This window comes from Aliikangiella maris, from assembly GCF_040719265.1.
GTDB lineage: Bacteria > Pseudomonadota > Gammaproteobacteria > Enterobacterales > Kangiellaceae > Aliikangiella > Aliikangiella maris.
The window spans coordinates 1-14,170 of record NZ_JBFDAH010000009.1 but is presented as its reverse complement, the minus strand read 5'-3'; the positions used below and the strand labels follow the sequence as shown (position 1 = coordinate 14,170).

General features: G+C 37.8%; 11 protein-coding genes and 1 pseudogene. 7 read left to right on the top strand and 5 right to left on the bottom strand.

Annotated features, from left to right (window positions below; translation table 11 throughout):
* Nucleotides 1–101 precede the first annotated feature (101 nt).
* The gene (locus ABVT42_RS10130) at nt 102–1,343 is read left to right on the top strand and encodes a hypothetical protein (RefSeq protein ID WP_353897087.1); all 1,242 of its coding nucleotides are present in this window, start codon (nt 102–104) and stop codon (nt 1,341–1,343) included.
* Between the two features lie 15 nt (nt 1,344–1,358).
* On the opposite strand, the gene mnmE is transcribed toward ABVT42_RS10130, so the two are convergent.
* The 5 genes from mnmE to rpmH all read right to left on the bottom strand — a co-directional run bounded on the left by mnmE (nt 1,359) and on the right by rpmH (nt 5,281).
* The gene (gene mnmE, locus ABVT42_RS10125; RefSeq protein WP_353897088.1) at nt 1,359–2,738 is read right to left on the bottom strand and encodes a tRNA uridine-5-carboxymethylaminomethyl(34) synthesis GTPase MnmE; all 1,380 of its coding nucleotides are present in this window, start codon (nt 2,736–2,738) and stop codon (nt 1,359–1,361) included.
* Between the two features lie 6 nt (nt 2,739–2,744).
* Nucleotides 2,745–4,469 (bottom strand): membrane protein insertase YidC, encoded by a 1,725-nt coding sequence (gene yidC / locus ABVT42_RS10120; protein WP_353897089.1) that lies wholly within the window; start codon nt 4,467–4,469, stop codon nt 2,745–2,747.
* A 21-nt stretch (nt 4,470–4,490) separates the two neighbouring features.
* On the bottom strand, nt 4,491–4,727 hold the full coding sequence (gene yidD / locus ABVT42_RS10115; RefSeq protein ID WP_353897090.1) for a membrane protein insertion efficiency factor YidD: 237 nt from the start codon (nt 4,725–4,727) through the stop codon (nt 4,491–4,493).
* Nucleotides 4,718–5,077, bottom strand: a complete 360-nt coding sequence (rnpA, locus tag ABVT42_RS10110) for a ribonuclease P protein component (RefSeq protein ID WP_353897091.1) — start codon at nt 5,075–5,077, stop codon at nt 4,718–4,720. Before rnpA ends, yidD begins: the two co-directional genes overlap by 10 nt.
* A gap of 69 nt (nt 5,078–5,146) precedes the next feature.
* The gene (rpmH, locus tag ABVT42_RS10105; RefSeq protein ID WP_353897092.1) at nt 5,147–5,281 is read right to left on the bottom strand and encodes a 50S ribosomal protein L34; all 135 of its coding nucleotides are present in this window, start codon (nt 5,279–5,281) and stop codon (nt 5,147–5,149) included.
* Nucleotides 5,282–6,101: 820 nt separating this feature from the next.
* Here rpmH and dnaA point away from each other — a divergent pair.
* The 6 genes and pseudogenes from dnaA to ABVT42_RS10075 all read left to right on the top strand — a co-directional run bounded on the left by dnaA (nt 6,102) and on the right by ABVT42_RS10075 (nt 14,032).
* A complete protein-coding gene (gene dnaA / locus ABVT42_RS10100; RefSeq protein ID WP_353897093.1) occupies nt 6,102–7,457 on the top strand; it encodes a chromosomal replication initiator protein DnaA in 1,356 nt (451 codons plus the stop codon).
* Between the two features lie 30 nt (nt 7,458–7,487).
* Nucleotides 7,488–8,594: a DNA polymerase III subunit beta gene (dnaN, locus tag ABVT42_RS10095; protein ID WP_353897094.1), complete on the top strand. Its 1,107-nt coding sequence runs from the start codon at nt 7,488–7,490 to the stop codon at nt 8,592–8,594.
* Nucleotides 8,595–8,619: 25 nt separating this feature from the next.
* On the top strand, nt 8,620–9,717 hold the full coding sequence (gene recF / locus ABVT42_RS10090) for a DNA replication/repair protein RecF (RefSeq protein WP_353897095.1): 1,098 nt from the start codon (nt 8,620–8,622) through the stop codon (nt 9,715–9,717).
* A 50-nt stretch (nt 9,718–9,767) separates the two neighbouring features.
* Nucleotides 9,768–12,200, top strand: coding sequence for a DNA topoisomerase (ATP-hydrolyzing) subunit B (gene gyrB / locus ABVT42_RS10085; RefSeq protein ID WP_353897096.1), 2,433 nt, complete (start codon nt 9,768–9,770; stop codon nt 12,198–12,200).
* A 655-nt stretch (nt 12,201–12,855) separates the two neighbouring features.
* Nucleotides 12,856–13,540 (top strand): annotated as a pseudogene (locus ABVT42_RS10080) (IS5 family transposase); the annotation flags it as partial.
* 9 nt (nt 13,541–13,549) lie between these two features.
* Entirely contained in the window at nt 13,550–14,032 is a 483-nt protein-coding gene (locus tag ABVT42_RS10075) for a helix-turn-helix domain-containing protein (RefSeq protein ID WP_367023785.1), read from the top strand.
* Nucleotides 14,033–14,170: the final 138 nt, after the last annotated feature.

Sequence of the window (14,170 nt, the reverse complement as noted above, 5' to 3'; positions counted from 1 at the left end):
ACTTATTCGGTTTATAAATTCTGCCGATTAATGAATAATAGAGCAGAATTTTCTCAAAAACGCATTTAACCTAACCCAAGCGTCAGGAATACCAAACCGCTATGATTTCCAAAATAGTTAGATACATGATTTTTATCATTATTTTGGCCTATCTCGGTATTTTGTGGCAAATACGTTCACAACTTAATGATGTTATTGCCGAATTACCAACACCAATTATTCTTGATTATAACTGGCTATGGATAGATTTTAACGGGCTAATACAAATATCGAATGTTAAATTACTCGATCAACGTCACCGACATTTGATCTCAGCAGATAAACTTGACCTCAAATTACCCAGTTTTTGGTCATTATTCAAAATTCATGAATGGAAAGATTACTATTATTTTCCTAAGACACTTAAGCTAACCGCTTCTAATGCCCAGTTAAATTCAGCATTTACCCAAAAAATAGAGAATTATCTGTTCGATTCTTCGGGGCAAAACAGTTTAATTCCACAACCTTGTCAAAATTTATTTAAACAGGTGTCTGAAAATATCTCATTTCAGTTAAATTCTAATTTTCAGTTTAATTACTCAAATGCTGAGATGTTAGTTGATCTGTCACTTCGTTCTGACTCGGTATTCAATCTTAAACTCAATTCGAAACTCAGCCACTTAAATATCAGCGAACCCAAATATATTTATATTGGACCGTTCACCTTGTTTATTGACCAGCCCGTATGGATAGAAAGCTGGCTTAGCAATTGTGCTAATACCTATCAAATCAGCCGTGCTGGACTGGCAACTTTACTGAGCGAGCGATTAGACCAATCGGTTGATCTATATAAAATTAAATTTAGTGATCAGATGCATAAGCTGTTACACCAGTTTTTCGCTACCCCCAATAGCATAACGATCAGCTATCACCCAACAATACTAAAATCGATCAGCCAAATTAGAAAAATACCAATTAAACATATACTCGCAGAGCCCGATTTGGTCATAACTCTCAACCAGACAACGCCCACTCAATACATTGAGCAGTTGGATTACTATCGACTGTTGAGTGCCCAATATGATAAAAAGTTCTCTAATTCGTCTTTAGATAGGAGTTTTTTACCTATAACAGTTGATGCAATCACTAGTCACATTGGGGCAAACATTATTTTAAGATTGAAAGATGGAAGAAAGATCTACGGCACGATTAATCAGTTTGCAGAAAATAAAATCTATTTAAACCAATTTATTTATCAAGGACGTTCAATACTGCCTTATCAAATTGGTCAAGTAGAATCCATCGAGGTTTATCATTCGAATCTAAGCCAGGCGACAGATTCAACGCAACAAAACGAAAACTAACAAAAATGGGTTAACTTATTTACCAATACAAAAACTACTGAATATTTTTCCAAGCAAATCATCTGCCGAAAACTCACCAGTAATTTCATTTAAGCAATTCTGGGTTAACTTTAGCTCCTCTGCCAAAATTTCGCCTGCCGCTGATTGAATTAACTGACTGTATCCTGTTTGTAAATGCTCACTTGCTCTTTCTAGCGCATCTAAATGACGACGGCGTGCCATAAATATACCGGACTCGCCTGATTGATAACCAACGATTTGCTTTAAATGCTGACGTAATTCAGTAATTCCTAATTGTTGCTTTGCAGATAGAGTAATACAAAATTGCTCACCAACTTGAACAGAGGATGGTTCATCTCCAGTCAGATCACACTTATTTCGGATTATTGTTATTGGCGGTAGCTGGATATCAGCAGGAATAAACTGGGTTATTTGTTCCGCAATATCAAAAAATACCTGATCTTCACTGGCATCAACAACCAACAGCACTCTGTCTGCGGTTCTAATTTCTTGTGTAGCTCTCTCAATACCAATTTGCTCAACAACATCACCAGCCTCGCGCAGCCCTGCTGTATCAAAAATGTGTAAAGGTAAACCATCAATATTAATCTGTTCACTCAATACGTCGCGAGTCGTACCAGCAATTTCTGTTACAATCGCAGACTCTTTGCCGGAGAGGGCATTCAACAAACTTGACTTACCAGCATTAGGCTTACCAGCGATAACAATTTTCATGCCTTCACGCAACAAACTACCTTGCTGTGCTTTAAATAACAACTGATTCAAATCTTCAATTATTTGAGATAATTGATTGGCGACTTTATCATCCGCTAAAAAATCAATTTCTTCATCAGGAAAATCTATCGCCGCCTCAACATACATGCGTAGCTCGATAACTTTTGCCACCAGCTGATGAACACAATTTGAAAACTCCCCGCTGAGCGAACGTAATGCTGATCGTGCTGCTTGCTGCGAGCCGCTATCAATTAAATCGGCGATCGCTTCAGCCTGAGCAAGGTCGAGCTTATCATTAAGAAATGCGCGCTCAGAAAATTCCCCAGGTCGAGCCATTCTGGCACCACAAGCAAGGATCGACTCTATGAGCAAATCCATAACAACCGGTCCACCGTGACCTTGAAACTCAATAACATCCTCACCAGTAAATGAATGAGGTTCCTTAAAATAGATAGCGACACCTTGATCAAGTTGTTGCTTGTTGGTGTCGAAAAAAGGCAAGTAATGAGCATGCCGTGGCGAAATTGACTTACCTAGAATTTGCTCAGCAATATCAGTGACTTTATCACCCGACACCCTGACCACAGCAACCCCACCTTTGCCGGGTGGCGTAGCCAGTGCAACAATTGTGGAATGTGTGGTAGATTCAGGTAGCGTCATATTTGACTAGCGAGTCTTAGCTTCTTGCTCACGATTAAACTGATTAGTAATGTATATCTGCTGAGCGATAGAAACCAAGTTATTCATCAACCAGTATAAAACCAATCCAGCCGGAAAAAATACAAAGAATACTGTCATAAACACTGGCATCATTTGCATCATTTTTTGCTGCATGGGATCCATCGTAGGTGCCGTTGGTTGCATTTTTTGCATTAAATACATACTGGCTCCCATTAATAACGGTAAAATGAAGTAAGGATCTTTAACCGCTAAATCATCGATCCAAAGCATAAATGGTGCATGACGTAACTCAACGCTCTCCATCAGTACCCAATAAAGTGCGATAAAAACTGGCATTTGAATTAACAAGGGTAGACAGCCACCTAATGGGTTCACTTTTTCCTTTTTATACAATTCCATCATTTTCATAGACATTTGCTGGCGATCATCACCATAACGCTCTTTCATTTCCATCATTTTGGGTTGCAGCAAACGCATTTTGGCAAACGAGCGATATTGAGCTCTGGCTAATGGATAAAGCGCCATTTTAATGACTAATGTCACCAAAATTATCGCAACCCCCCAGTTAACAACAAATCCTTGTAAGAAAACCAGCAAATAAAAGATAGGCTGTCCAATCCACCATAAAATGCCGTAATCAACGGTAAGATCCAATCCTTTAGCAATTTTCTCTAAAGCTGACTGGATTTTAGGTCCAACATAAAGTTTGGCTGAAAATTCTGCTATTTTCCCAGGCTCAATCCACACCCAATCCTGAGTAATACGAATTTGTGCCAAATCACCGCGTCCCAGGTCTTTGTCTGTCGTATCGATATAATTAACCGAGTCAGATTGCGGCACCCAGGCCGTTACAAAGTAATGCTGCAATAATGCAATCCAGCCATCTTTAGTTTTGATATCGAGATCAGTTTCTTGTAACTTATCAAAATCGTGCTTTTCAAACTTTGATTCACTGGTGAAATAAGCCGGTCCAAGATAGGATTGCAAACCGATACCTTCTGATATTTCCCAATCAGCAGGGGTCATATCTCTTCTAAGAGAAGTAAACATTCGATTGGCGATTTTTTGATTGCTCAAGTTGTTGACAATAAATTTCACATCAATCAAATATTGGCCGCGATGAAAAGTAAATCGTTTTATATATTCAACACCTTGAGCATTCGACCAGCTTAGATCAACTTCAACTGAATCTTGCCCTTCAGCCAAACGATAAACAGATCGGACTGAGTTATACACAACTTCACGATTTTCAAAGTCTGGTGCATTTTCACCATACAAACCAGCCAAAGCCAGGAATACTCGGCCATTACGATTTTCTAGAAGATTGATAGGTGCAGAGTCTTTAGCTTTCGTCTCTTTATAATCTATTAATTCCGCTGAGATTAAATTTCCCCCAATAGGCGAAATCATTACTTTCAGTTTATCAGTCACTACTTCTACTGGTGGAGAAATCTCTCCAGACTCATTAAATTTTATCTGGTTAGTTTGACCGGGTAATTCTGCCGCTAATTTATCCGAACGAGTTGAGTCGGAAGTAATAGGCGTTGTTTGCGCCGATAGATTGTCACCACTTAACTGACCCGCGGTCAATGAGCTTTCAATAGGAGCCTTTTTCTCGGGAGCCGGTTTATGATCTTCTTGCCAGGCCTGATACAAAAGAAAAGTAAAAAAGGCAAGCAAAACAAATAGTAAAGTACGGGCTGATTCCATAATTAATGATATCTCTTTTTCTTAATGCTTATGCCGACAGTCAAGGGAATCTGGCACAGGGTCAATCCCGCCAGGATTGAGCGGATGACACCGTAAAATACGTTTTATCATCAACCAAGACCCTCTAACACTGCCATGCTTTTGAATTGCTTCTATCGCATAACTGGAGCAGGTGGGGTAAAAACGACATTCACCACCAATAAATAAACTTAACGTTTTTTGGTATAGCCGAATTAACGCAATCAATATTATTTGCATTTTCTTCGAAATCTTTCGAATAAGTCGTCACGAAGGTGGATTATATCTTTTTTAGACAATACAGCAATATCCCGACGGGTAAGAATCACCATATCAAAACACTGAAAGTCATTTTGTTGTAATCGAAAACCTTCTCGCAAGATTCGCTTAACCCAGTTTCGTTGGTGTGCCAACTTGAGATTTTTTTTTGCGATGATAAGACCCAGACGAGGATGAGTGAATTGATTTTGTCTGACTAATAAAGTAAATGCTTTATTATGAATCTTTCGCGGGCTATCAAATACATGACTGTAGTCCCGCGAATTAAGCAATCTTCGCTCTCTTTGGAATTTAAGGGAAGAGCAATCCATCCTGCTATTTTCTGCAATGAACGGAATATACTTTTATTCTAAGAGCGAGATAGGAAAAAGCTGCAAAAATTATGCACTTAATCGTTTACGACCTTTAGCACGTCGGCGATTAATAACTAGACGACCATTTTTGGTTGCCATACGAGCACGAAAACCATGACGGCGTTTACGCTTTAAAGTACTAGGCTGAAATGTACGTTTCATCAGACTATCCGTTAATTAAATTGATTAAAGTTGCCGATTACAAAATCTGACCACCTGTTGAGAAGGGCGCAAATTCTATTGCATTCAAATTTTACTGTCAACGCCTTTCTGTTCAACATTTACTCACAAACACCGAAGGTCGCTTAATTTCAATATCTACGATCGATAATAAATACTAGATATAGTTGTTTAATTTTAAATTAAATACTAAATGTACCAATTCGAGACCATTATGCTCAATTAACTGTGGATAATAATTTTAGTTAAAAATTTAGCAAGAGTTTATAAAACATCCAGTAATTTTGAAATTTATTTATTCTTACTTTAAATAGATCATTAACTCTCAAATTTCAAGCAAAATTTTGTTCACAAGCTAATAACTATAATAAAAAGAAAAAGATCTTATTATATTAAGATCTACGCAAGTCTTTTTTTGTGGATAAGTCTATTTTCTTTTTAAAATACATGACTTTATTGAAATGATAAGTATGTCTATAAACAACGAAAAAACCATTTATAAACCTTGATCAAAAATGAATAAAATTACTATTTTTTTAAAAAATTAATTTACCAACAACTTTTAATACATTTAACTAACAAAAATAAACTAATATTGGTTAATATATGAAAATATTGTTTAAATTACATTCACTATGAAAAACCTGACTAATACACACTAACTCAAATATTATTGCTAAAACCTGTGGATCAATTTCCTGTTTCGATCTAAACTCCATAACTCGTTCACAGAAAGTGATCTAAGCGATTATTCTCTGCTTAGATAAAATTAATTAAAATATTAAAATTATAGATAAATTCAATGTGGAATAAGTGTCAGAGATATCTACAAGATGAACTACCTCCTACTGAGTTCAGTACCTGGATAAGACCTTTAAAAGCTACATTGGAGAACCAACAGCTTCACTTGAGAGCACCCAATCGATTTGTTCTTGATTGGGTAAGAGAAAAATATTTACCTCGCATAAGAGAAATATTAGCGAGTGAAGGTGAAGAAAAATTACAGATTCAACTTGATATTGCTACTGTTAATCCACTATTTGAACGTAAAAGTATTGTTGAAGAAACTCAACCGGTTAGTCAAACAACAACAGCCGATTTACCTGAAGCTACAACCAATATTAATGAATCAACCCGTAGAGGTAATTTAAATCAATCTTTTACTTTTGACAGTTTTGTTCAAGGTAAAAGTAATCAGCTAGCAATGGCAGCAGCAAAGCAAATTGCACAAAATCCTGGGACCGCTTATAACCCTTTGTTTATTTACGGTGGCGTAGGATTAGGTAAAACTCATTTAATGCAGGCCGTTGGTAATCAAATTCTCAAAAACAAACCTAACGGCAAAGTCGTTTATCTGCATTCAGAACGTTTTGTTGCTGATATGGTAAAAGCCTTACAAACGAATACTATAGAAAAGTTTAAAAAGTTTTATCGTTCAGTAGATGCGTTATTCATTGATGATATTCAGTTTTTTGCAAATAAAGAACGTTCACAAGAAGAGTTTTTTCACACATTTAATGCATTACTTGAGGGAAATCAACAAGTTATATTAACCTGTGATAGATATCCGAGAGAGATAGATGGTGTAGAAGAACGTTTAAAATCTCGGTTTGGCTGGGGACTAACCGTATCTATCGATCCTCCAGAATTAGAGACTCGAGTGGCCATATTGATTTCGAAAGCTGAAGAATCAAAAATTGAGCTACCACATGAAGTTGCATTTTTTATTGCCAAGCGAATCCGCTCTAATGTTCGTGAACTTGAAGGGGCATTAAAAAGGGTAATTGCCAATGCGCAATTTACCGGAAAAGAAATCACGGTTGAATTTGTCAAAGAAGCACTACGTGATTTAATTGCCGCACAAGACAAGCAAGTCAGTATTGAGAATATACAGAAAACCGTTGCAGAATATTATAAAATAAAAGTTTCAGATCTCTTATCAAAAAGAAGAAACCGATCGATTGCCAGACCACGACAATTAGCGATGTCGCTGGCCAAGGAACTGACTAACCACAGTTTACCTGAAATCGGGGAAGCCTTTGGTGGTAAAGACCACACTACGGTTCTCCACGCCTGTCGCAAGGTCAAGACTTTGAAAGAAGAGTCTGAAGACATTAACGAAGATTACACCAATTTATTAAGAACATTATCCAGTTAAAGTAGACTCTTGATTTAGGAGCGTAGGGCAATGAAATTTTCGGTCAGTAAAGACGTACTTATTACACCGCTGCAATTAGTATCTGGTGCGGTAGAAAAAAGACAGACTTTACCTGTTTTAGCTAATTTATTACTCCGGGTCGAGGCCGGACAATTGGCTTTGACCGCCACAGACTTAGAAATAGAGATGTCTGCTAAAATCCCCCTCGAAGGGGAGTATTTGGAAGGTGATATAACCGTTCCAGCACGTAAATTTATAGATATTTGTAAAAGCCTATCTGACGATAAATCTATTAATATTCAATTAGATGAATCCCGTCTAAAAATATCTTCTGGTCGTAACCGATTTTCTCTATCTACGATATCGGCTCAGGAATTTCCAAATATTGAAGAGGTTTTATTCAATACTCAGTTTTCAATTGACTCTATTGAACTAAAAAGCTTATTCGATAAAACCCAATTTGCAATGGCTCATCAAGATGTAAGATACTATTTGAATGGTATGCTACTGGAGATTAATGGTAATAAGCTACTCTCTGTAGCCACAGATGGCCACCGTCTAGCGTTGTCTTCATTAGAGTTGTCTCAACAGGTAAGCGAGACATTATTACAAGCTATTGTTCCGCGTAAGGGGATTATTGAAGCATCTAAGTTATTGTCGTCTAATCAGGAGTCTTGTGTAGTTGAACTAAATGATAACCACATCCGTATTACATTGGGTCAATATATATTCACTTCAAAATTGATTGATGGCCGCTTCCCTGACTATGACAAAGTACTTCCAAAAAATGCACAGCGCTTATTGGTTGCCGAAAGGGATAGTTTGCGAGAAGCTTTTTCACGAGCTTCAATTTTGTGTAACGAGAAATTCCGAGGTGTCAGACTCTCTATTCACCAAGATAAGTTAGCAATTCATGCTAATAACCCTGAGCAAGAAGAGGCTGAGATTGAGCTAGACGTTGATTACAATGATGACGAACTGGAAATCGGGTTTAATGTTGGCTATTTATTGGATGCGCTTAATGTTATCCGTTCGGAGAATGTTCGCTTTAATCTAGGTGATTCTAATAGTAGTGTATTAATTGAGAATGCCGAATCGAGTGATAGTTTATATGTTGTAATGCCAATGCGGCTGTAATCTTTTAATTAGATCATACTTCTAAATGTATTTTAAAGCGCTCCAATATCGAGGGCTAAGAAATTTGAAACCGGGAAAAATCACTTTTGACCGAGAGTTGAATATTTTTTTTGGTGATAATGGTGCTGGCAAGTCCAGTATTTTAGAAGCTATTGCACTGATTGCATCTGGTCGGTCATTTAGAACGAATAAATTCGAGCTCATTGCTAATCATGCTGATACCCAGTTTACTTTATTTGCTCAAATGGACGATCAGACCAAGGTGGGTCTTGGTTATACCAAGGCTAACAAGAAGCGAGAGATTCGATTAAACGGGGAAACTATTAATTCCTTATCTGCTTTATCGAAGATATATCCAACCCAGGTTCTAAGTCCAGAATCATATCACTTAATAGATTCTGGTCCTGCTGAGAGAAGGAAGTATATAGACTGGTGTTTGTTTCACGTGAAACATGACTACCATGAATACTGGAAGAAATATAATCAAGTTCTTCAGCAGCGCAATGCTCTATTAAAATCTATTAAATATAAAGGAAGTTCAAAGGCGCAATTAGATTCATGGAATAGTCAGCTTTGTTCTCTGTCTAATATTATCAATCGGGCTCGTGAGGATATAATTGAACAACTAGAATATGAGCTTAATAAAATAATTATCAAGTTGGATGCTGAATTCTGTAATGAGTTGAAGATTGGCTATTATCCTGGTTACAGTGGGATGTTAGATGAGAGACTTGTTGAATCATTAGAATCGGATATCAGGTCAGGTACAACGAAGTATGGCGCTCATCGCGCGGATATTCGTTTAAAGGTGGAGCAAGGATTGGTAAAAGATTATTTTTCGAGGGGGCAAAAGAAGATAATCATTAACGCACTCTTTTTAGCGCAAACTGCGGTACTTAAGCGCCTATCAAATAAAGATTCGTTATTTTTGTTGGATGACTTTACCTCGGAGTTAGATGAACAAAATCAGAGGTCTCTATTGGAATTACTATTCCAACAGAAAAATGTGCAGACCATGCTTTCCTGCTTGCAAAGAGATTCGCTAAGTTGGTTAAAAAACAGGTATAATAGTACCCATATGTTTCACGTGGAACATGGAACAATCTCACCCATTAATGAGTAGAGCTCCGCGTAAATAGTGAAAGAATAAACATTGAAAAGGTAGAATACTGAATGTCTGAGAATGATAATAACAGTTACGATTCATCAAGTATAAAAGTGTTAAAAGGACTAGATGCCGTCCGTAAACGACCAGGCATGTATATCGGTGATACCGATGATGGTACTGGTCTTCATCATATGGTTTTCGAAGTGGTCGATAACTCTATTGATGAAGCATTAGCCGGATATTGCAGTGATATCAATGTCACCATTCATCCCGATAATTCGGTAACCGTTGCAGATAATGGACGCGGTATACCCGTTGGAATTCATGAAGAAGAAGGCGTAAGCGCAGCTCAGGTAATTATGACCGTACTACATGCTGGCGGTAAATTTGACGACAACTCCTATAAAGTTTCTGGCGGGTTACATGGCGTCGGTATTTCGGTTGTTAATGCGCTTTCAGATAAATTGACCCTGACTATCCGTCGTGAAGGCAGAGTGCATGAGCAATCTTATCAATTAGGCGAGCCTGTAGCGCCACTTGCAGTAACCGGTGAAACACAAAGAACCGGTACCGAATTAAGATTCCACCCAAGTGAAGAAATATTTAGTGATATTAAGTTTCACTACGATATTCTTGCAAAGCGTTTACGAGAACTATCTTTCCTTAACTCAGGTGTGAGTATTAAATTGAAAGATGAGCGAAGCGGCAAAGAAGATCACTTTATGTATGAAGGTGGTATTCAAGCATTCGTTACATATTTGAATCAGGCAAAGACAGCTATTAACGATAAAATGTTTCACTTTACGGCAGAGCGTGAAGAAGATGGTATAACCGTTGAAGTAGCGATGCAGTGGAATGATGGTTTCCAGGAAAATATTTATTGCTTCACCAATAACATACCTCAACGTGATGGCGGTACGCACTTAGCGGGATTTCGAGGGGCATTGACTCGAACGCTAAATAATTACATTGAAAAAGAGATGGCCAATTCTAAAAATAAAACATCGACTACTGGCGATGATGCGAGAGAAGGGCTCACAGCAGTCATTTCAGTAAAAGTGCCCGATCCTAAATTTTCTTCACAAACAAAAGATAAGCTGGTTTCTTCCGAAGTAAAAAGTGCGGTTGAACAAACTATGAGTCAAAAACTCAGTGAGTTTTTACTGGAACATCCAATGGAAGCCAAAACAATCGTCACTAAGATGATTGATGCAGCCAGAGCTAGAGAAGCAGCTAGAAAAGCTCGCGATATGACTCGACGAAAAGGTGTACTCGATATTGCAGGTTTACCGGGTAAATTAGCCGACTGTCAGGAAAAAGATCCTGCTGTTTCTGAACTCTATATTGTGGAGGGTGATTCTGCGGGCGGATCGGCTAAGCAAGGACGTAATCGTAAGAATCAGGCGATATTACCTTTAAAGGGTAAAATTCTAAACGTAGAAAAAGCTCGTTTTGATAAAATGCTATCTTCTGCTGAAGTTGGTACGCTAATCACTGCTTTAGGCTGTGGAATAGGTCGTGATGAATTTGATGTAGAAAAAACACGTTATCACCGCATTATTATTATGACGGATGCGGATGTGGATGGTGCACACATTCGAACGTTATTGCTAACCTTCTTTTACCGTCAAATGTTGCCACTAATTGAAAGAGGTTATGTTTATATTGCTCAGCCACCACTGTATAAGATTAAAAAAGGTAAACAAGAAACCTACCTTAAAGATGATTCAGCACTGGAAGAGTATTTAACCAGTATGGCATTGGATGAAGCATCCTTGCATGTAAATCCGCAAGCGCCAGCAATGGCCGGTGAATCTTTAGAGCGACTCGTTAACGAATATCGTTTAGTAGAAGGAGATATTCGACGCCTTTCACAACTGTATGATTCTAAAATTTTAAAAGAACTTATTTACTTACCAATTTTGGCTGTCGATTCGCTCAATGATGAAGCAGCGATAATTGACTGGTCAAAAAAATTGGAAGAAGTTCTGAAAAACGATCAAAAAGCAGGCTCAACACGTTATGAAGTTTCAGTGTTTAAAGATGAAGAGCAAAGCCGCTATTTGCCACAAATTAGAGTAATTCACCATAGTATTTCTAAAACTTATCAATTAGATAAAAATTTCTTTTCCTCTGGCGAATATACCAAAATGACCACCTTAGGTAATAAACTACAAGATTTACTGGAAGTGGGTGCTTACATACAGCGTGGGCAACGTCAACAAGAGGTTGACAGCTTTGAGCAAGCGCTAGAGTGGCTAATGCAACAGTCTAAGCGTGGGTTATCGATTCAACGATACAAAGGATTAGGTGAAATGAATCCAGATCAGCTTTGGGAAACCACTATGGACCCCGAGGTGCGTCGTATGCTTCAAGTGACAATAGAGGATGCTGTTGCGACTGATCAGTTGTTCACCACGCTGATGGGCGACCAGGTTGAGCCTCGACGAGAGTTTATTGAGAGTAATGCGTTGGCTGTTGCTAATTTGGATGTTTAGGGGGGGGAGTGTGGGAACTCATAATTCGTGAAATCTTAACATACTGATTATTCTGTCTTTTTCATGTATTTTGAGATTTTAAAGGTCGTTAAAAATCCCATTATTAAAACTAATAATCTAACAAAATCTCACCAATAGTGAAAAGTTAAATGAATCAGGTAGATGACAAACCATTAAAGATACTTATTACGAATAAAGAGCCACTTTATAGTGGCTTTTTTGAGAGTGACCGCTGGCACAGCCACTAGATATCAAACTGATACGCATGTTCTTCGAATCAATTCTAGCTCTTGTAATAAAATACACCTAATAGAAACAATAATTGAGCCTCAACTTAGTCTCCATACTTATATATTAGGTAAAGCCGAACAATCAAAAAGACTAGCAGCCCCATCCATCTCCAAAATAACTCTTTAAACGATAGAGTAGAAATATGCATTACTGTTCCAGTCACCAATAAAAGTATGAGCGGGAAAACAACCTTTCTAGAATAATTTTTCATTTTAATCTCCAACTTTTGAATAGTTCTGATTCCATTATCGGAGAGGAAAAACTATTTATGGCAAACTGGCTTAGGGCGTGTTGATCTTTCATGTAAATAAAAGTAGGCAATTTCGTATAATAGTTTCGCCAAAAACAACTAACGAAATTGCCAATGTCCAGATTAATGCTCTCAGATGAACACTGGTCTAAGCTACGAGCTATATTGCTTGAAGACCGAGTATATGACAAGCCTGAACACCGAAATACTATGGAAGGTATACTTTATCGAATGCGTGTAGGCCGTCCTTAGCGTGATTTACCTGAGTCATTTGGCCTATGGAATACCATTTTTAGGCGGTTTTTACTTTGGTCTCGTAAGGGAATTCTCCAACGACTATTTAAAAAGCTAATTTCCGAACCTGATTTTGAATGGATATTTATTGATGGCAGCATAGTTAAAGCTCATCAGCATAGTGCTGGAGCCAGCACAAAGGCTGATGAAGCTATTGGTAAAAGCAAGGTGGGGTAATACCAGTAAAATCCATTTAGCAGTAGATAGCTATGGATTGCCTATCGAGTTTACGGTCACAGGCGGTCAACTTCATGATAGTAAAGCTGCCAAGCCGTTAATCGATATGTTGCCATATGCTAGTTACATCATTGCAGATAAGGGCTACGATAGTGAGGCTATTAGGGAGCAGGTAAGAGACCGGAATTCAATACCTAATATCCCTGGAAAATCCAACTTAAAGATAGGTAATGATGATATTGATTGGTGTTTGTATAAATATCGCCATTTAGTTGAAAATGCTTTTGAAAAAATTAAGAAGTACCGAGCCATAGTAACTCGGTACGATATCTATCAGATGCTGGGGCAGCGGCAAAAATACGTTGGTTATCGAAATTATGTTGCACAAGGTGTTGATGAAGATATCTCTCGTTTTTATAATCGAGGTAATTATTTGACCGTGCTTGGAGATAAAGCGTTTAAAGAATCTGTCAGGGAAGAGACAAAAGAGCAAAATATTGAACAACTAAGAAAAGTCTTGGAAGATAGACCAGGTGGACAAAGAATTCTTGAGCTGGTAGCAGTCATATTTAAAGTAAAGAGCCGCGATATTAAAAGCTGTCCAGGAGGTAAACGAGTGAGTAATCCCGCACGAGCGTTTGCGATGTATGCCTGTCAGCGATATGGGGCTATGAGTCTCAAGCAAATTGCAGTGTTATTTAACTTAAGTCATAGTGGAAGTGTGTCATTTTCTGTGAATAAGGTTAAGCGTGAGTTAGTTGAAGGCCAATGGTTGAGTGAGGTAAAGCAATTGGAAAGAGGGTTATATATTGTAAAATAGGATTGACCCCTTGTTACTTTCCTTGTTAGTAATTGCTCAAAAAGCGGGGGCATTTAGACTTTACGGTGAGTTTACTATGAATTCACATAGTTGAGGTATTTTTCCTAACTTTTTTATACGATCTTCTAAGTAATGCCA